Annotated in this window: 16 protein-coding genes; 11 read left to right on the plus strand and 5 right to left on the minus strand. The window is 69.5% G+C overall.

The window, feature by feature from the left end; genetic code table 11:
• Window positions 1-43: 43 nt before the first annotated feature.
• The 5 genes from glnA to ACYBYQ_RS10540 all read right to left on the minus strand — a co-directional run bounded on the left by glnA (window position 44) and on the right by ACYBYQ_RS10540 (window position 6,207).
• Complete coding sequence (glnA, locus tag ACYBYQ_RS10520) at window positions 44-1,456, minus strand: type I glutamate--ammonia ligase (RefSeq protein ID WP_459614077.1); 1,413 nt, start codon at window positions 1,454-1,456, stop codon at window positions 44-46.
• Between the two features lie 177 nt (window positions 1,457-1,633).
• On the minus strand, window positions 1,634-2,854 hold the full coding sequence (gene hemW / locus ACYBYQ_RS10525; protein WP_459614079.1) for a radical SAM family heme chaperone HemW: 1,221 nt from the start codon (window positions 2,852-2,854) through the stop codon (window positions 1,634-1,636).
• Window positions 2,855-2,863: 9 nt separating this feature from the next.
• Window positions 2,864-3,487, minus strand: a complete 624-nt coding sequence (gene rdgB / locus ACYBYQ_RS10530; RefSeq protein WP_459614081.1) for an RdgB/HAM1 family non-canonical purine NTP pyrophosphatase — start codon at window positions 3,485-3,487, stop codon at window positions 2,864-2,866.
• 59 nt (window positions 3,488-3,546) lie between these two features.
• Window positions 3,547-5,205, minus strand: a complete 1,659-nt coding sequence (locus tag ACYBYQ_RS10535) for a methyl-accepting chemotaxis protein (RefSeq protein ID WP_459614083.1) — start codon at window positions 5,203-5,205, stop codon at window positions 3,547-3,549.
• An 84-nt stretch (window positions 5,206-5,289) separates the two neighbouring features.
• The gene (locus ACYBYQ_RS10540; RefSeq protein ID WP_459614085.1) at window positions 5,290-6,207 is read right to left on the minus strand and encodes a LysR family transcriptional regulator; all 918 of its coding nucleotides are present in this window, start codon (window positions 6,205-6,207) and stop codon (window positions 5,290-5,292) included.
• Between the two features lie 127 nt (window positions 6,208-6,334).
• On the opposite strand from ACYBYQ_RS10540, the gene ACYBYQ_RS10545 reads away from it, so the two are divergent.
• From ACYBYQ_RS10545 to ACYBYQ_RS10595, 11 genes are all read left to right on the plus strand, one after another.
• On the plus strand, window positions 6,335-7,498 hold the full coding sequence (locus ACYBYQ_RS10545) for an acyl-CoA dehydrogenase family protein (protein ID WP_459614087.1): 1,164 nt from the start codon (window positions 6,335-6,337) through the stop codon (window positions 7,496-7,498).
• Window positions 7,499-7,505: 7 nt separating this feature from the next.
• Entirely contained in the window at window positions 7,506-8,873 is a 1,368-nt protein-coding gene (locus tag ACYBYQ_RS10550; RefSeq protein WP_459614089.1) for an MmgE/PrpD family protein, read from the plus strand.
• A gap of 83 nt (window positions 8,874-8,956) precedes the next feature.
• On the plus strand, window positions 8,957-9,814 hold the full coding sequence (locus tag ACYBYQ_RS10555) for an N-acyl homoserine lactonase family protein (protein ID WP_459614091.1): 858 nt from the start codon (window positions 8,957-8,959) through the stop codon (window positions 9,812-9,814).
• Window positions 9,815-9,823: 9 nt separating this feature from the next.
• A complete protein-coding gene (locus ACYBYQ_RS10560; RefSeq protein ID WP_459614093.1) occupies window positions 9,824-10,789 on the plus strand; it encodes an ABC transporter ATP-binding protein in 966 nt (321 codons plus the stop codon).
• Window positions 10,786-11,499: an ABC transporter permease gene (locus ACYBYQ_RS10565; RefSeq protein ID WP_459614095.1), complete on the plus strand. Its 714-nt coding sequence runs from the start codon at window positions 10,786-10,788 to the stop codon at window positions 11,497-11,499. Before ACYBYQ_RS10560 ends, ACYBYQ_RS10565 begins: the two co-directional genes overlap by 4 nt.
• Window positions 11,496-12,839 (plus strand): Gldg family protein, encoded by a 1,344-nt coding sequence (locus tag ACYBYQ_RS10570; protein ID WP_459614096.1) that lies wholly within the window; start codon window positions 11,496-11,498, stop codon window positions 12,837-12,839. Before ACYBYQ_RS10565 ends, ACYBYQ_RS10570 begins: the two co-directional genes overlap by 4 nt.
• A complete protein-coding gene (locus tag ACYBYQ_RS10575) occupies window positions 12,836-13,375 on the plus strand; it encodes an electron transporter SenC (RefSeq protein ID WP_459614098.1) in 540 nt (179 codons plus the stop codon). The genes ACYBYQ_RS10570 and ACYBYQ_RS10575 overlap by 4 nt, the downstream gene beginning before the upstream one ends.
• A 75-nt stretch (window positions 13,376-13,450) precedes the next feature.
• On the plus strand, window positions 13,451-14,776 hold the full coding sequence (locus ACYBYQ_RS10580) for an ABC transporter substrate-binding protein (RefSeq protein ID WP_459614100.1): 1,326 nt from the start codon (window positions 13,451-13,453) through the stop codon (window positions 14,774-14,776).
• Window positions 14,777-14,830: 54 nt separating this feature from the next.
• Window positions 14,831-15,736 (plus strand): branched-chain amino acid ABC transporter permease, encoded by a 906-nt coding sequence (locus tag ACYBYQ_RS10585; protein WP_459614101.1) that lies wholly within the window; start codon window positions 14,831-14,833, stop codon window positions 15,734-15,736.
• Entirely contained in the window at window positions 15,736-16,716 is a 981-nt protein-coding gene (locus tag ACYBYQ_RS10590) for a branched-chain amino acid ABC transporter permease (protein ID WP_459614102.1), read from the plus strand. The genes ACYBYQ_RS10585 and ACYBYQ_RS10590 overlap by 1 nt, the downstream gene beginning before the upstream one ends.
• Window positions 16,716-17,459, plus strand: coding sequence for an ABC transporter ATP-binding protein (locus ACYBYQ_RS10595; protein WP_459614104.1), 744 nt, complete (start codon window positions 16,716-16,718; stop codon window positions 17,457-17,459). Before ACYBYQ_RS10590 ends, ACYBYQ_RS10595 begins: the two co-directional genes overlap by 1 nt.
• Window positions 17,460-17,462 lie beyond the last annotated feature (3 nt).

A 17,462-nucleotide genomic window follows, 5' to 3' on the forward strand; every position in this document is an offset into this window, starting at 1 on the left:
CGGCCCGCCCCTATTGGGCGCGATGCGCCCTAGGCCACGCGCATCACAGGCTGTAGTACATGTCGAACTCGACCGGATGCGTGGTCATGCGCAGACGCTGCACGTCGGCTTCCTTCAGCGCGATGTAGGCATCGATCATCTCGTTGCTGAACACGCCGCCGCGGGTCAGGAACTCGCGATCCTTGTCGAGGGCTTCGAGCGCCTGGTCCAGCGACGCGCACACGGTCGGGATCTTGGCGTCTTCGTCCGGCGGCAGGTCGTACAGGTTCTTGTCGGCGGGATCGCCCGGGTGGATCTTGTTCTGCACGCCATCCAGGCCGGCCATCATCAGGGCCGAGAACGCCAGGTACGGATTGGCCAGGGGATCCGGGAAGCGGGTCTCGATGCGGCGGCCCTTGGGGTTGCCCACGTAGGGGATGCGGATCGAGGCCGAGCGGTTGCGGGCCGAGTAGGCCAGCTTGACCGGGGCTTCGAAGTGCGGCACCAGGCGCTTGTACGAGTTGGTGCCCGGGTTGGTGATGGCGTTGAGCGCGCGGGCGTGCTTGATGATGCCGCCGATGTAGTACAGCGCGAACTCGGACAGGCCGGCGTAGCCGTTGCCTGCGAACAGGTTCTGGCCGTCTTTCCAGATGGACTGGTGCACGTGCATGCCGGAGCCGTTGTCGCCGACCACGGGCTTGGGCATGAAGGTGGCCGTCTTGCCGTAGGCATGGGCCACGTTGTGCACAACGTACTTCAGGACCTGGTTCCAGTCGGCGCGCTTGACCAGCGTGTTGAACTTGGTGCCGATCTCGAGCTGGCCGGGGCCGGCCACTTCGTGGTGGTGCACTTCGACGGGCACGCCCATCTGCTCGAGCACCAGGCACATTTCATTTCGCATGTCGAAGAAGGAATCGACCGGGGGCACGGGGAAGTAGCCGCCCTTGATGCCGGGGCGGTGGCCCAGGTTGCCGCCTTCGAACTCGACGGCCGACGACCAGGTGGCCTCTTCCGACTTGATCTTGACGAAGGTGCCCGACATGTCGGTGTTCCAGGTGACGCCGTCGAACACGAAGAACTCGGGTTCCGGACCGAAGTAGGCGGTGTCGCCCAGGCCGGAGGACTTCAGGTAGGCTTCGGCGCGCTTGGCCAGCGAGCGCGGATCGCGGTCGTAGCCCTTCATGTCGGAAGGTTCGACCACGTCGCAGGTGAGGATCAGCGTGGGCTCTTCACGGAACGGATCCAGGTTGGCGGTATCCAGGTCGGGGATGAGCAGCATGTCGGAGGCTTCGATGCCTTTCCAGCCCGCGATCGACGAGCCGTCGAAGGCCTGTCCGCTTTCCAGCTTGTCTTCGTCCACGACGGTGGCGGGCACGGAAACGTGATGCTCGCGTCCCGCCGTATCGGTGAAGCGGAAATCCACGAACTTGACTTCATTGTCGGCGATCTGTTTCAGAACGTCTTTGGGGCTTGCCATGTCATCTCCATTAATAAAAGCGTCGAGGGCGTGCACGCCCGACTGGCACGGCTAGTGAAGCAATATGCGTGCCAAGTCCATTCCTTCGGGATACCCCGGGGGTGGCCCCACAACGGAAAAACAACGCACTAATTTAGTGCAAATCACGGTGCAAAAACGCACCATTTTGGACAAACATCAGGACAGGAACATTTCCTGCAGGTCGTTCAGGAAGCGCCATCCCAGGGCAGTGGCCTTCAGGCGGGTGGGATCCGCGTCGAGCAGCCCGCGCCGGGCGGCTGCTTCCAATTGGTGCGCGATCGCGGCAAGCGACATTCCGGTGCGTTCCTCGAACAGTGCCGTCGGCACGCCCTCTTTCAGGCGCAGCGCGTTGAGCATGAACTCGAACGGCAGGTCCTCGGGGCCCAGGGCGCGGGTCTCGACGATGTGGCTGGCGTCGCGCGCCATGGCCCGGGCCATCCAGGACTCGGGCTGGCGCGCGCGCGTTTCGCGCAGGATGCGGTCGTGGAAGGACAGCTTGCCGTGGGCCCCGGGCCCCAGGCCGAGGTAATCGCCGAACTCCCAGTAATTGAGGTTGTGGCGGCAGCGCGCGCCGGGGCGCGCATAGGCAGACACCTCGTAGCGCTGCAGCCCCGCGGCCGCCAGGGCCTCCTCCACCGCGTCCTGCATGGCCGCGCTGGCATCGTCGTCGGGCAGGTCCCGGGGCGGATACTTGGCGAACACCGTGTTGGGCTCCATCGTGAGGTGATAAAGCGACATGTGTTCGGTGCCGAAGGCCAGGCCCTGGCGCAGGTCGGCCAGGCAGGCCGCGAGATCCTGGCCCGGCAAGGCGAACATCAGGTCTAGGTTGACGCGCGGCACGGCGCGCTGCGCCATCTCGATGGCGGCGCGCGCCTGGCCGGCGTCATGGATGCGGCCGAGCCGGCGCAGCTGTGCATCGTCGAAGCTCTGGATGCCCAGCGACAGCCGGGTCACGCCGCTGGCGGCGTAATCGCGGAAGCGCCCGGCCTCGGCCGTACCGGGATTGGCCTCCATGGTGATCTCGGCGTCGGGCAGCAGGTTGAGGCAGGCGCGCAGCATGGCCAGCAGGCGGTCCAGCCCTGCCGGCGACAGCAGGCTGGGCGTGCCGCCGCCGATGAACACCGACATCACCTGCCGTCCCCACACCGAAGGCACGGCCTGCTCGAGATCGGCCTGCAGCGCGTCGAGGTAGGCTGCCTCGGGAATCTCGTCGGCCGCATGCGAGTTGAAATCGCAATACGGGCATTTGCGCACGCACCACGGCACGTGCACGTACACCGACAGCGGCGGCAGGCTGGTGAGCGCGGCCTTGCCCGGGGGCATGGCCACGCGCGGGCGTGCCGGCGTGCCGGCGGGATGCAGGGGGATCGTGACCATGCTGGGGGCTCAGGCGGCGCGCAGCTTCCCGAGCAATTGCGCCAGGGCGCGGGCGCGGTGGCTGAGACGGTTCTTTTCGTCGGGAGGCAGCGCCGCGGCCGTAGCGCCCTGCTCGGGCAGGTAGAAGTGCGGGTCGTAGCCGAAGCCGTGCCCGCCCTGCGGCGCATCGACGATCTCGCCATGCCAGGTGCCCTCGCCGATCAGCGGCTGGGGATCTTCGGCGCTGCGCAGCAGGACCAGCACGGCGACGTACCAGGCGCGGCGGTCGGCCTGGCCGGCCAGCCGCTCCACCAGCAGCGCGTTGTTCGCCGCGTCGCTGCGAGGGCCGCCGTCGCGCTGGGCGTAGCGCGCGGAATGGACGCCGGGCGCGCCGCCCAGGGCGGCCACGCACAGGCCGGAATCGTCGGCCAGGGCCGGCAGGCCGGTATGCCGGCTGGCATGGCGGGCCTTCTCCAGGGCGTTCTCGACGAACGTGGCGTGGGGTTCTTCGGCCTCGGAGACGCCGAGTTCGCCCTGGGGAATGAGCTCGATGCCCAGCGGGGCGAACAGCGCGGAGAATTCGCGCAGCTTGCCGGGATTGTTGGAGGCCAGCACGACCCGGCGCAGTGTGGAAGGCACGGAAATGGCAGTCATGGGCGCGATTGTATAGCCCGCTCCCGGGCGCCGCACCGGCCGCAGGCGGCGCCGCCCGGCTAGGACGCTGCAGGCATGGGCACGAGGGCGCGGCCCGGCGCGCCCTGCCCCGTGGCGTCGTGCGCCAGCCCCAGGCGGGCAGGCGACGCGGCGCCGTCTTCGTGCGCCAGGCGGAACACGGCCACGGCTTCGCGCAGCCCATGGGCCTGCTCGGCCAGCGAGCCCGCGCCCGCCGCGGTCTGTTCCACCATGGCGGCATTCTCCTGCGTGCCGCCCTCCAGGTCGGCCACGGCCCGCTCGACGGCTACCACGTCGTCGGCCTGGCGCAGGCTGGCCTGGGAAATGCCGGCCACCAGCTGGGCGATGCGGTCGACCGCCTGCACCACCTCCTGCATGGTCGTGCCGGCCCGGCCGATCTGGCGGGCGCCGGCGTCCACGCGCCCGCCCGCCTCGTCGATCAGGGACTTGATCTGCTGCGCCGCCTGCGCGCTGCGCTGGGCCAGCGTGCGGACCTCGCCGGCCACCACCGCGAAGCCGCGGCCATGCGTACCGGCGCGCGCGGCCTCGACGCCGGCGTTGAGCGCCAGCAGGTTGGTCTGGAAGGCGATGCCGTCCACGACGGCCACGATTTCCGCGATGCGGCGCGACGCGTCGGCGATGCCGTGCATGGTCTGCACCGCGCCGTCCACCTCCACCCCGCCCCGCCGCGCCAGTTGCGCGGCCGCCTCGGCTTCGCGGCTGGCATGGCCTGCGTCCTCGGCGTTGGCGGCCACGGTTGCGGCCAGCTGCGTGAGGTTGGCGGCGGCATCCTGCAGGGCGCCGGCCTGGCGGGCGGCGCGCTCGGACATATGGGCGCCGGCCGCGGCGATCTCGCCCGAGCCGGCATGTATCTCTTCGACGCCCTGGCGCACGGCGTGCACCGCCCGGCTCAGGCCTGCCTGCATGCGGCGCATGGCCGCATACAGCACGCCGATCTCGTTGTCGCTGCGCGAGGCGATGGCGCCGGTGAGGTCGCCGTCGGCAATGCGATCGAAATGCCGGCCCGCCTCGTTCAGCGGGCGCAACACGCGCCGCTGGAAGGCCAGGCGCACCAGCAGCGCCAGCAGGGCCACGCCGGCCAGCATCGCCAGGGCGGCAGCCAGCGCCTGCTGCTGCATCCGGGCGGCCTGCGCAACGGCCGCCCTGCCCTGGGCCCGCACCTGGTTCTGGTAGGCTTCGACGGCGGTCACGTAGCGCTTGCCCGCCTGCGCCAGTGCGGGCCCGGCCAGGCGATTGGCCTCGATGCCGTTCCAGCCCTGCACCGCGGCGCGCAAGGGCACCAGCACGCCGGTTTCAAGCGCCTCCGCCGCCTTCATCATTTCGGCATACAGGGGCTGGCCCTGCGGGTCGGTGGCCGGGTTTCCGGCCAGGCGTGCGCGGCTCGCCTGCGCGCCCTGCAGCAAGGCATCGGCGCGCGCCAGCGCCTCGTCGCGCTCGGCCTCCATGCCGCCTTCCATGTACGTCTTGGCATCGGTGAGATCCGCGCGCACCTGGAACAGCCGGCTGCTCAGGTCGCTGAGGTCGCTGGCGCGCTCGATGTTGGCCCGCCCCAGCTCCTCGATCGTGTGGCGATGCTGCTGCAGCAGCCATATCGTTGCGCCGCACGCCGCGGCGAAGCACAGCACGAATCCCACCAGCGTTGCATTCAACGCGGTTCCCACTTTGAAGCTAGCGCGCATGCGTGTTCCTGCGTGGCCCGGTGCGACATGCCCGGGTAGGCAGGATTATGGACATGAAATTTGGCAACCGTTTGACACTATCGGTCACTCGCAGGCGCGCTCGTCGGCGGGTACGTCGTCGATCAGGGCCTGCACCAGGGTCCGGCCGAACGCCGGCAGTGCATCGAGGCTCTTCACACAGATGTGGAGGCGGCGCAGCGCCCAGGGATCGGTGAGCGGCACGATGGCGATGCGCATCGCGCGGGCATAGCGCAGCGCCACCGACTCCGGGATCACGCCGATGCCCACGCCGTTTTCTATCATGCGGCATACCGCTTCGAAGTTGCCGACCTCGACACGGAAGCGGAAGGTCCGGCCCAGCGCGGCAGCGGCCTGCACCAGGAACGGATGGATGGCGCTGGTCTCGGACAGGCCCACATAGTCGTCGGACAGGGTGTCGGCGAACGACACGGCCTGCGCGCCGGCCAGGGCGTGGTCCTGCGAGGTCACCAGCACCAGGCGGTCGCGCCGGTAGGGAATGAACTGCACCTGGGGGTCGGGGCCGCCCGCGGCCGAGATGCCGATGTCGGCAGAGCCCTCGGCCACCGCCCGCACCACCAGATAGCTCAGCCGTTCGCGCAGTTCCACGTGCACGTCGGGATGCTCCGCCAGGTAGCGGCCCAGCACCACGGGCATGAACTCGGTCATGGCCGTGGTGTTGGCCAGCACGCGCACGTGCCCCTTCACGCCGCGGGCGTATTCCTGCATGTCGCCGCGCAGCTGCTCGATCTGCTGCATGACCGCGCGGGCGTGCCGCACCAGGGCCTCGCCCGCCGGCGCCAGCGTGACGCCCTGGCTGGAGCGGTACAGCAGCTGGGTGCCGAAGTGCTCTTCCAGGTTCTTGACCCGCGTGCTCGCCGCCGGCAGCGACAGGTGCATCTTCTCGGCCGCGCGCGTGAGGCTGCGCCAGTCGCCGATGTGCGCCATCAGCTGCAGGTCGGTCAGATCGAAATGACTGGCCATGGCCATCCCCTCCTCTTCGGGTTTGGGAAACCCCGTATTCGTGATTGATGAATTGGCAGCCAGCCTGCGCTGCGGCACAGTTGCCGCAGGGAGCCGCCCTGTTGCGGCCATCATTAGAACACTCGCCATGCCCGACACCGCAGTCCCGCCCTTTACCGACATCCGCGAAGCCGTGCGCGACCTCTGCGCCCAGTTTCCGCCAGAGTACTTCCGCCAGGTCGACGCCGAACAAGGCTACCCCGACGCCTTCGTGCGCGCCCTCACCGAGGCCGGCTGGCTGGCCGCCCTGATCCCGCAGGAATACGGCGGCTCCGGGCTCGGCCTCACGGAGGCGTCCGTCATCATGGAGGAGATCAACCGCAGCGGCGGCAATTCGGGGGCCTGCCACGGGCAGATGTACAACATGGGCACCCTGCTGCGGCACGGCTCCGAGGCGCAGAAGCGCGAGTACCTGCCGCGCATCGCCAGCGGCGAACTGCGGCTGCAGTCCATGGGCGTCACCGAGCCCACCACCGGCACCGACACCACGCGCATCAAGACCACCGCCGTGCGCAGGGGCGACCGCTACGTCGTGAACGGCCAGAAAGTGTGGATCTCGCGGGTCCAGCATTCCGACCTGATGATCCTGCTGGCGCGCACCACGCCCCTGGACCAGGTGGCGCGCAAGTCCGAGGGCATGTCGATCTTCCTGGTGGACCTGCGCGAGGCCATCGGCCACGGCATGGAAGTGCGGCCCATCGCCAACATGGTCAACCACGAGACCAACGAGCTGTTCTTCGACAACCTGGAGATTCCCGCCGAAAATCTCATCGGCGAGGAAGGCAAGGGCTTTCGCTACATCCTCGACGGGCTCAACGCCGAGCGCGCGCTGATCGCCGCCGAGTGCATCGGCGACGGCTACTGGTTCGTCGACAAGATCACGGCCTACGCCAAGGAGCGCGTCGTGTTCGGCCGGCCCATCGGGCAGAACCAGGGCGTGCAGTTTCCCATCGCCCGCGCCTACATCAACGTGGAGGCGGCCAGCCTCATGCGCTATGAAGCATGCCGGCTGTTCGACGCGGGCCAGCCCTGCGGCGCCCAGGCCAACATGGCCAAGCTGCTGGCCGCCGACGCTTCCTGGGAGGCGGCCAACGCCTGCCTGCAGTTCCACGGCGGTTTCGGCTTCGCGCACGAGTACGACGTGGAGCGCAAGTTCCGGGAAACCCGCCTCTACCAGGTGGCGCCCATCTCGACCAACCTGATCCTCTCCTACGTGGCCGAGCACGTGCTGGGCCTGCCCCGCTCATTCTGATCCCGCCATGGCCGCCTCCCCGTCCTCTCCCAGCGCCGCGCTGGCGCATTTCGCCGCCAGGCTGTCGCACGCCGAGATCCCGGCGCCGGTGCTGCGCCGCACCGAAGACCTGCTGCTCGACTGCCTGGGCTCCGTCCTGGCCGGCGCCACGCAGCGCCCGGTGCGTGCAATCGCCGCATACGCCGCCGCCATGGGCCCGGGCGACGGCCCGGCCGAGATCCTCACCGAGCGGCGCGGCAGCTCGCCGCTGTTCGCCGCCATGGTGAACGCCGCCTCGGCCCACGTGGTGGAACAGGACGACGTGCACAACGGCGCCGTGTTCCATCCCGCGGCAGTGGTCTTCCCCCCTGCCCTGGCGGTGGCCCAGGCGCTCGGCCGCTCCGGCAAGGACCTGCTCACGGCCGCGGTGGCCGGCTACGAAGTCGGCATCCGCGTGGGCGAGTTCCTGGGGCGCTCGCACTACAAGGTGTTCCATACCACGGGCACGGCCGGCACCCTCGCCGCTGCGGTCGCGGTGGGGCGGCTGCTGGAGCTCGATGCCGAACGCATGCTGCACGCCATCGGCTCTGCCGGCACCCAGGCCGCCGGCCTGTGGGAGTTCCTGCGCGATGCGGCCGACTCCAAGCAGCTGCACACGGCCAAGGCCGCTGCCGACGGCCTGACCGCAGCCTACCTGGCGCGCGACGGCTTCACCGGGGCGCGCCGCATCCTGGAAGGCCCACAGGGCATGGCGGCCGGCATGTCGCGCGATGCCGATCCCGCCAGGCTGCTCGACGGCCTGGGCAGCCGCTGGACCGTCACCGAGACCTCCTTCAAGTACCACGCCTCCTGCCGCCATACCCATCCGGCGGCGGACGCACTGCTGCAGGCCATGCAGCAGCACGCGCTGCAGCCGGACGACATCGACCGCGTCGTCGCGCACGTGCACCAGGGCGCCATCGACGTGCTCGGCCCGGTCACCGACCCTCGCACCGTGCATCAATCCAAGTTCTCCATGGGAACGGTGCTGGCGCTCATCGCGCTGCGCGGCCGCGCCGGGCTGGCCGACTTCGACGCCGCGCCGGACGACCCCGCCGTGGCGGACTTCCGCGCAAGGGTCGCAATGCAGCTCGATGCCGAAGTCGACGGCGCCTATCCGAACCGCTGGATCGGCAAGGTCACCGTGCACACGCGCGACGGCCGCATCCTGCCTGCCCGCGTGGACGAGCCCAAGGGCGACCCCGGCAACACGCTGAGCCGCCCCGAGATCGAAGACAAGGTCCTGCGCCTGGGCACCTATGCGGGCGCCGCCACCGAAAAGGAGATACGCCTGCTGATAGACACCGTCTGGAGCCTGGAGGGCCTAGACCGCGTCGGCGCGCTGCTGCGCCGCTGACGCACGCATTGCCGAGTCCGGGGCACACCGGGCCGCTGCAAGCCGCACCCCTCGGGTGCGGCCACCACTCGAGGAGACGCACCATGAAATACAGTCTGAAAATGCTGTTGGGCGCTGTCGTCGTTGCGGGTTCCGGCCTGGCGCATGGCGCCGCGCCGACGCCCGACATCAAGATGTGGCAGCTGTCGGTGGGCGCCATCGAACTCGACAAGGGGTTCATGACCGCCATGGTGGACGTGGGCACGAAGATCAAGATCCCCGTGCCGGCCTACGTGATTCAGCATCCGCGCGGGCTCGTGCTGTTCGACACGGGCATGAACCAAGCCACGGCCGACGGCAATTGCGCGAACTACTGGGGCCAGGGCTTGTGCGGCGCGTTCAACTCGATCCAGGGCCGCGACGAAGTCATCGACCGCCAGCTCAAGTCCATCGGCTTCAGCGCCGAAGACGTGAAGTACGTGGTCTATTCCCACTTCCACCTCGACCACGCGGGCAACATCAAGATGTTCCCCAACGCCAGGCACGTGGTCCAGAAGGCCGAGCTGCGTGCAGCCTGGTGGCCCGAGAAGTTCCAGCGCGCCGCCTACGTGCTGAAGGACTTCGACACTACGCGCGACTACGACTTCATCCAGGTCGAGGGCGATTTCGACCTGTTCGGCGACGGCTCGCTGGTGTTGCTCGACACCCAGGGCCATACCCAGGGCCACCAGTCGCTGCAGGTCACGCTGAAGAACACGGGCACGGTACTGCTGGCCGCGGATGCCATCTACACCGCCGAGAACGAAGCCGGGGTGATACCCGGCATCACCTGGAACACCAACGCGTCGATGCGCGCCATCGACCGCCTCAAGCAGATACGCGACGCGCGGCAGGGCCAGATCTGGTACAGCCACGACGCCGCGCAGCACGCCGCGAACGCCAAGACCAGCGTCTTCGACTGACGGGCCGCCATGGCACCGACCGTCACGCTGCAAGGGGTGGCCAAGTCGTTCGGCAGGCACACCGTCCTGCACGGGCTGGATCTGGCGATCGGGCCCGGCGAGATCGTGGGCCTGCTCGGCCCGAACGGCAGCGGCAAGACCACCACGCTGCGCCTGATCGCCGGCGTCTACGCGCCCGAACGGGGCTGCGTGCACGTCTGCGGCGAGCCCCCGCCCGCCGGCCGCGGCAGTGCGCGCATCGGCTACCTGCCGGAGCGCGTGCCGCTGTACGACGCGCTCACCGTCACCCAGTACCTGGACTACGTCGCGCACCTCAAGGTGGCGGGAGGCTGGCGTGTACGGCGCCGGGCGGTGCAGCAGGCGCTGTCCGACTTCGGCCTGGGCGGCGTGGCCGGCAAGGCCATCGGCCGGCTGTCCAAGGGCTTTCGCCAGCGCGTCGGCCTGGCGCAGGCCGTGCTGAACGATCCGCCTGTGCTGTTGCTGGACGAGGCCACCAATGGGCTGGACCCGCTCCAGATCGTGGAAGTCCGCCAGCTGATACGCCGCTGCGCCCAGGGTCGGGCCGTGTTGTTCAGCAGCCATCTGATGCAGGAGGTCGAGGCGCTGTGCACGCGCATCGCCATCCTGCGCGACGGCCGGCTGATCGAAGACACCACCCTGGCGCCGCCGCAGGCCGCCGGGGTGCGTCTGGTGCTGCGCCTGCAACCCGGCGCCGGCCCTGCGCTGGACGGCGCGCTGCAGGCATGTCCCGCCATCCGCCAGGCGCGCCGCGAGGCGTTGCCGCAGGATGGGCTGTCGGCCTGCGACCTGGTGCTGGCCGATATGGGCGACGGCCTGGACGCGGCGCTGCGCGCCGTGCTGCCGCATGCCCAGGTGCTGGACCTGTCGCGCGGCGCCGGCGGCGTGGAGGCGCGCCTGCTGGCGGCGGTACGCGCCGCGGATGCCGCGCGTGCGGCACAGGAAGGCCGCCCATGAACGGTGTCTGCGCCACCTATATGAAGGAACTGCGCAGCGATTTCGGCACGCCCATCGCGCTCGCCGTGGTCGCCGTGTTCTGGGCGCTGTCCGGCTACCTGTTCAGCTTCAACCTGTTCTTCGTGAGCACCGGCCAGATGGTCACCTCGTTCCACAACATGACCATACTGCTGATGCTGGTGATGCCCCTGGTGAGCATGCGCGCCTTTGCCGAAGAAGCGCGGCTGGGAACGCTGGAGCTGGTGCTGACGCTGCCCGTCAGCGACCTGGCCACGGTGCTGGGCAAGTACGCGGCGGGCCTGACCATCTTGCTGCTGATGCTGGCGGGCACGGCCGCCGCAGTACTGCCGCTGGCCTGGTACGGCCGCCCGGACTACGGCCCCATCGTGGGCGGCTATGTCGGCGTATTCGTGTTCGGCGCACTGTTCCTGGCCATCGGGCTGGCCGTCTCCAGCGCCTGCAGCAACCAGATCGTGGCCGCCATGGGCACCTGGGGCCTGCTGGTGCTGCTGTGGTTCATCGACTATCCCGCCGCGCTGGACGTCCTTCCGGCGCTCTCGCCGCTGTTCCGGCATCTCTCGCTGTCGGCCCAGCACGTGGACTTCATCCGCGGCGTGCTGCCCGGCCCTGCGCTGGCGCTGTTCGCCAGCCTGATCTGCCTGGGGCTGGCGATTGCGGTGGCCAACCTGAAGGCGCGGAGGCTGCGATGAAACGCCTGGCTGAGGTATGGCTGCCCGTGGCCGCGCTCGCCGCCGTCCTGCTGGCCGCCAACATCTGGGCCGTGCGCCACCTCGGCCGCCTGGACCTCACGGCCACGCGGGTGTACAGCCTTTCCGAGGACAGCCTGCAGGTGGCGCGGGCCGTGCCGGGCGGAGTTTCCGTGACCTGGTTCTACGACGCGCGCAACAAGAGCATGACCGACGCGCTGGACCTGCTGCGGCAATATGCGCGCGCCAACCCGCGCATCGCGGTGCGCGGCGTGGATCCCGGCCTGCGGCCGGCCGAGGCGCGTGCGGCCGGCGTGCAGTTCGCCGGCACGGCGGTATTCCAGTCGGAGGCGCGGCGGCTAGTGGTGCACGGGGGCACCGAGACCGACTTCACCAATGCGCTGATCCGCATCAGCCAGGCCGACGCGCAGCGCGTGTGCTTCACGCAGGGGCACCTGGAGGCCGATCCGTACAGCCTGGCCGCGCTGGACGACCTGGAGGATCACAACGAGGACGAGAACCTGGTCGCGCGGGTGGAAGTGCATGAGCAGCACGGCCTGGCGATGGCGCGGCAGGGCCTGGAAACCCTGGGCTACGAAGTCGCGGCGGTGCAGGCGGGCTCTCTGCGGGCCTCGCTGGACGGATGCGCCGTGGCCGTGGTGGCGGGGCCTCGCGTGCCTTTCGGCGCCGACGATGCGCAGGCGCTGCACGATTGGACGCTGCGCGGCGGCAAGACGCTGCTGCTGCTGGAACCCGACGCCGCGCACGGCCTGGACGCGCTGCTGGCCGGGTTCGGCATCGAGCGTGCGCCCGGCGCGGTGGCGGACCCCCAACGCCATTACCGCAGCGACCCGGGTTCGCCCGCCGTGAGCGACTACCCGCGGCACAAGCTCACGCGGGGGGTGCCGATGAGCGTATTCCCCGGCGTGGCCGCCCTGCAGCCGGCAGCTGCGGGCATCCCCGCCGACGTGAGCGTGACGCCATTGGCGCAGACCAGCCCGCAGGCGCGCACCCGGGGCGGCGAACCGCAGGTGCACACGCTCATGGCGCTGGCCGTGCGCACCGGGCCCGCGCAGCGCCGCCCCATGCTGCTGGTGGCGGGCGACAGCGATTTCGCCACCAACCGGCACTACGCGACCCTGGGCGATGGCACGCTGTTCCTCAACGGCATCAGCGTCCTGGCCGAGCAGGACCCGCTGCTGGCCATCCGGCCGCGCCACTATGCGGATGCCCGCGTGGAACTGTCGAACCAGCAGATGCGCGCCGTGTTCTGGACCAGCGCCGTACTGCTGCCGCTGCTGGCCCTGGCCACGGGCCTGCTGCTGTGGTGGAGGCGCAGATGAGGGCCGCCCGCCATGCCACCCCGGCCTGGGCCGCGCTGCTTGCAGCCGGGCTGGCGCTGTCCGCCTGGCAGCTGATCCATCACGAAGAAGCGGGAGACGCGATGCACGCCGGCCACCGCCATGCCGAGGCACACCGGCCTGTTCTGCTGCATGCCTGGCAGCCGGCCGACGCCGTCGAAATCCGCCTGGAGGGTCCCGCCGGCACGCTGCGCTATCTGCGCGGCGCAGCCGGCTGGGAAACCACGGGCCGGCCCGCCGCGGCGCTGGACCCGGACGCCTTCCTGACGCACTACGCCGCGGCGCGCCGCGACCGGCTGATCGGCCGGTACGCGCCTGAAGCCTACGGACTGGAGCCCGCGCGGCTGCGCATCACGATTTCCGGCGTCGACGGTGGTGTGCTGTCGGCCTACGACGTGGGCGACCTGCTGCCCGACGGCCTGGGCCGCTACCTGCGGCCCGCGGACGGCGGCGACATCATCGTGGTTCCCGATTACCAGACCCGGCCTGCGCTGCTCGCGGCAGGCCGGGGACCCTAGGCGCTGCGCAACCCGGTTCCGCGCAGGCCCCTGCAGTCCCCACCGATGCAACACCCAAAAGCACGAGGAGACATCATGAAGAATCCGTTCCTGCATCGACTTCCCCGCTGGCTGGCCGGCACAGCCGGCGCGCTCGCGCTGGCCTGCGCGCTGCCCGCGCCGGCCCAGGACAAGCCCGCCGAACTCAAGGTTGGCATTGCCACCTTCCTGTCGGGGCCCGCATCCGTGTTCGGCGTGCCGGGCAAGGCGGCCGGCGAGATCCTCATCGACCAGATCAATGCCGCCGGCGGCATAGGCGGCGTCAAGGTCGCCCCCACCTGGCTGGACGAAGGCGTGGGCGGCGACCGGCTGCTTTCGGAATACCGGCGCCTGGTGCAGGAACAGGGCGTGAAGGTGATGCTCGCCACCATCTCCAGCGGCAACTGCCTGATCGTCGCGCCCGTGGCCGAAGACCTCAAGGTGCTGAACCTGGCCTGGGACTGCGGCACGGAGAAACTGCTCGAAGAGAGCCGGCGCCAGTATGTGGTGCGTCCGGCAGGCAACGCCACCACCGAAATGATGGCGACGCTGGTCTACCTGCTGCGCACCAAGCCGGACTTCAAGACGGTGGCCATCGTCAACCAGGACTACTCCTGGGGCCGCGACTCGCGCGACATCCTGGTCGACGGCCTGAAGGTGCTCAAGCCCGACGCCAAGGTCGTGGCAGAAATGTTCCCGAAATTCGGCGCCTCCGATTTCTCCACGGAGATCAGCCGGCTGCAGGCCCTGCGGCCCGACGTGATCATCTCTACCTCGTGGGGCGGCGACCTCGATACCTTCGTGCGCCAGGCGGCCCAGCGCGGCCTGTTCTCGCGCTCGACTTTCGTGCTGCCGCTGGCCGAGAGCTCGATCGAGCGCCTGGGCTCGGTGCTGCCCGAAGGGGTGATCGTGGGCGGGCGCGGCGACCACTACTTCCTCCATCCCGAAACCAAGAGCGACCCGGCGCACCAGGCGTTCATCAAGGCCTTCCGCGAGAAGACCGGCGCCTATCCCATCTACCCCACCTACCACATGGCGCAGTCGATCAAGGCCCTACAGGCCGGGTATGAAAAAGCCATGGCCGACAACGGCGGCAAATGGCCCTCGGTGGAGCAGGTTGGCCAAGCCATACGGGGGCTGACGGTGCAGGCCTACGGCCGGCCCATCGCCATGCGCGAGGACGGCCAGGGCCTGGAGGCGCAGTTGCTGGGCACCACGCGCAAGGTGGACGGCTATCCCTTCCCGGTCATGGACGACATGATGATCGTGCCGGCCGAGATCGTCACGCCGCCGGTGGGCCAGAAGACGCACGACTGGATCCGCAGCGTGACCCCTGCCCTGCTCCAGAACGACCAGATCAAGACCTACTCCTACAAGCCCTGAGCATGGCGGGGCCGCCGCGGCGGCCCCGCCGGCCCGCACCGACCTGGGGAATACATGACATTCGATCTGTTCCTGCTCGCGACCCTGGACGGCATCTCGTATGCCGCCCTGCTCTTTCTCGTGGCGCTCGGCCTGACGCTGATCTTCGGCGTCATGCGCATCCTGAACGTGGCCCATGGCAGCCTGTACGCGTGCGGCGGCTACGTCGCCGCCACCCTGGGGCTCTATCTCACGCAGAACCAGGGGCCGGCGTGGCTGGCTCTGCCCGCGCTGTTCCTGGCTGCCATCATCGTCGGCGCGCTGCTCGGCAGCGCGCTGGAGATCGGCCTGCTGCGGCGCATCCTCGACAAGGATCCCATCCTGCAGCTGCTCGTGACCTTCGCGGCCTTCATGATCCTCGAAGACCTGCAGCGGCTGATCTGGGGCACCCAGCCCGTCTTCGTTTCCACGGTGGTGGACCAGCTGGGCACGGCCGACGTGCTGGGCATCGTCTACACCCGCTACCAGCTCTTCGTGCTGCCGCTGGCGGCCGTGTGCGCCTACCTGGCGCTGCGCTACTTCCTGGCGCGCACCCGCACCGGACGCCAGGTCACGGCGGTGACCTTCAACCGCGAAGTGGCCGTCGCCATGGGCGTCAACGCGCCGCGTGTGCTGCTCGTGACCTTCGTGCTGGGCGCGGTGCTGGGCGCCCTGGGCGGCGCGCTGTCCTCGCCCATCACGTCCCTGGTGCCGGGCATAGGTGCCGATATGATCGTGCTCTCGTTTGCCGTGGTGGCCACCGCCGGCCTGGGGCACCTGGGCGGCGCGGCGATCACCGCGCTCATGATAGGCCTGGCCCGCGCCTTTGCGGTGTACCTGTATCCGGAGATGGAAGTGCTGGCGCCGTACCTCATGATGGTGCTGGTGCTGCTGGTCCGCCCGCAGGGCATGTTCGCCGACGTGCAGGCAAGGAGGGTGTGATGCGGCTGCGATTCCTCGTCCTCGCCCTGGCGGCCCTGGTGCTGCTGGCGCCGCTGGCCCAGCCCTGGCTGAAGACGCCGTTCATCATGGCCCTGGCCAACGGCCTGGCCGTGCTGGGCGCCATCGTGCTGATCCGCGCCGGCCAGGTCTCCTTCGGCAGCGCCATGTATGCCTGCATCGCCGGCTATGCCGCCACCTTCGCCGCCCGCGCATGGCACCTCGACGCAGTGCTGCTTGTGCCACTGGGCACGGCGGCGGGCGCGCTGCTGGGCGCCCTCGTCGGGCTGTTCATGGTGCGCTACCGCGGCATCTTCTTCGGCATGCTCAACCTGGCCTTCTCGATGGTGCTCTATTCCATCATCGTGAAGTTCAGCCGCATCACCAACGGCACCGACGGCCTGCGGCTGGAGCGGCCCATGGTGGCGGGCATGGAACTGGGCCGGGACGCCTACGAAACGGTGCTGCTGGCCACCGCTGTGGCGGCCGCGGTGCTGTGCGGGCTGGCGGTCCAGCGCTATTTCTCCTCGGCCGCAGGCCAGGCGCTGGCCGCCATCAAGACCAACGAGACCCGCCTTGAGTACCTCGGCATCTCGGCCAAGCGGATCTTCTGGTTCGGCTATGTGCTCTCGGCCGCGCTCTGCGGGCTGGGCGGCAGCCTCTTCGCGCTGACCCAGGGCCTGGTCACGCCCGAGATGGGCTACTGGGTGCGCTCGGCCGAGATCGTGTTCGTGGCCATCCTCGGCGGCGCCGGGCACGCGCTGGGCGCTTTCCTGGGGGCCTTCGTGTTCGAGTTCGCCAAGCTGTACCTGGCCGCCTACATCCAGGGCGCGTGGCAGATGGCGCTCGGCGCGGTGCTCCTGCTCATCATCTTCGCCGCCCCTGCCGGCCTGTACGGACTGGTGGCGCGGCTCGGCGGCGCGCGCAAGGCAGGCAGCCCGGCCGCCGCGCCCATCGGGCAACTCTCCAAAGGAGGCCAGTGATGCGCACTCCGCTATTGCAGACCGAGGGGCTGTCGCTGTCCTTCGGCGGCGTGGTGGCCGCCGACGGCATCGACTTCAGCCTGGACCAGGGCGAACAACTGGCGGTGGTGGGCCAGAACGGCGCCGGCAAGACCACTTTCATCAACATCTGCACCGGCTATCTCAAGCCCACTGCCGGACGCGTGCTGTTCGACGGCAGCGACATCACGGGCCGCTCGCCGCGGGTGATCACCCGCCGCGGCCTGTGCCGCTCCTTCCAGATTCCCCAGTTGTTCACCGAACACACCGTGCGCGAATGCCTGCTGATCGCGGCCGCCTCGCGCACCCGCAGCTGGAACCCCTTCGTACCGCTGGAGCGCAGCGTGGACGCAGAAGGGGTGGAGGCCACGCTGGCACTGGTCAAGCTCGCGGAACGCGCGCATCATCGGGCAGCGGACCTGCCCGAAGGGCAGCGCAAGCTGCTGGACGTGGGCATGGCCTTGATGCTGCAACCCCGGCTGCTCATCATGGACGAACCCACCAGCGGCGTGTCCAGCGAAGAGAAGCACGGGCTGATGGACACCCTGATGCAGGCCCTGGCCGAGCGCCAGGTCACCAGCATCTTCGTGGAACACGACATCGACATCGTGCGGCGCTACGCCACGCGCCTGGCGGCATGGATCGCCGGCCGCATTGCCGCCGACGGCCCGCCGGAGGACGTCCTGGCCGACCCCGAAGTCGTGCGCAACGTGATTGGAGGCTGAACC

Source organism: Bordetella sp. 2513F2 (genome assembly GCF_054642735.1).

What these genes read in the sequence shown, in the direction of transcription:
- ACYBYQ_RS10535 (WP_459614083.1), bottom strand. Translation starts at nt 5,205, where the DNA reads ATGCGCGCTAGCTTCAAAGTGGGAACCGCGTTGAATGCAACGCTGGTG.
- ACYBYQ_RS10595 (WP_459614104.1), top strand. Translation starts at nt 16,716, where the DNA reads ATGCGCACTCCGCTATTGCAGACCGAGGGGCTGTCGCTGTCCTTCGGC.
- ACYBYQ_RS10590 (WP_459614102.1), top strand. Translation starts at nt 15,736, where the DNA reads ATGCGGCTGCGATTCCTCGTCCTCGCCCTGGCGGCCCTGGTGCTGCTG.
- ACYBYQ_RS10545 (WP_459614087.1), top strand. Translation starts at nt 6,335, where the DNA reads ATGCCCGACACCGCAGTCCCGCCCTTTACCGACATCCGCGAAGCCGTG.
- ACYBYQ_RS10580 (WP_459614100.1), top strand. Translation starts at nt 13,451, where the DNA reads ATGAAGAATCCGTTCCTGCATCGACTTCCCCGCTGGCTGGCCGGCACA.
- hemW (WP_459614079.1), bottom strand. Translation starts at nt 2,854, where the DNA reads ATGGTCACGATCCCCCTGCATCCCGCCGGCACGCCGGCACGCCCGCGC.
- ACYBYQ_RS10555 (WP_459614091.1), top strand. Translation starts at nt 8,957, where the DNA reads ATGAAATACAGTCTGAAAATGCTGTTGGGCGCTGTCGTCGTTGCGGGT.
- ACYBYQ_RS10565 (WP_459614095.1), top strand. Translation starts at nt 10,786, where the DNA reads ATGAACGGTGTCTGCGCCACCTATATGAAGGAACTGCGCAGCGATTTC.
- glnA (WP_459614077.1), bottom strand. Translation starts at nt 1,456, where the DNA reads ATGGCAAGCCCCAAAGACGTTCTGAAACAGATCGCCGACAATGAAGTC.
- ACYBYQ_RS10540 (WP_459614085.1), bottom strand. Translation starts at nt 6,207, where the DNA reads ATGGCCAGTCATTTCGATCTGACCGACCTGCAGCTGATGGCGCACATC.
- ACYBYQ_RS10550 (WP_459614089.1), top strand. Translation starts at nt 7,506, where the DNA reads ATGGCCGCCTCCCCGTCCTCTCCCAGCGCCGCGCTGGCGCATTTCGCC.
- ACYBYQ_RS10585 (WP_459614101.1), top strand. Translation starts at nt 14,831, where the DNA reads ATGACATTCGATCTGTTCCTGCTCGCGACCCTGGACGGCATCTCGTAT.
- ACYBYQ_RS10570 (WP_459614096.1), top strand. Translation starts at nt 11,496, where the DNA reads ATGAAACGCCTGGCTGAGGTATGGCTGCCCGTGGCCGCGCTCGCCGCC.
- ACYBYQ_RS10560 (WP_459614093.1), top strand. Translation starts at nt 9,824, where the DNA reads ATGGCACCGACCGTCACGCTGCAAGGGGTGGCCAAGTCGTTCGGCAGG.
- ACYBYQ_RS10575 (WP_459614098.1), top strand. Translation starts at nt 12,836, where the DNA reads ATGAGGGCCGCCCGCCATGCCACCCCGGCCTGGGCCGCGCTGCTTGCA.
- rdgB (WP_459614081.1), bottom strand. Translation starts at nt 3,487, where the DNA reads ATGACTGCCATTTCCGTGCCTTCCACACTGCGCCGGGTCGTGCTGGCC.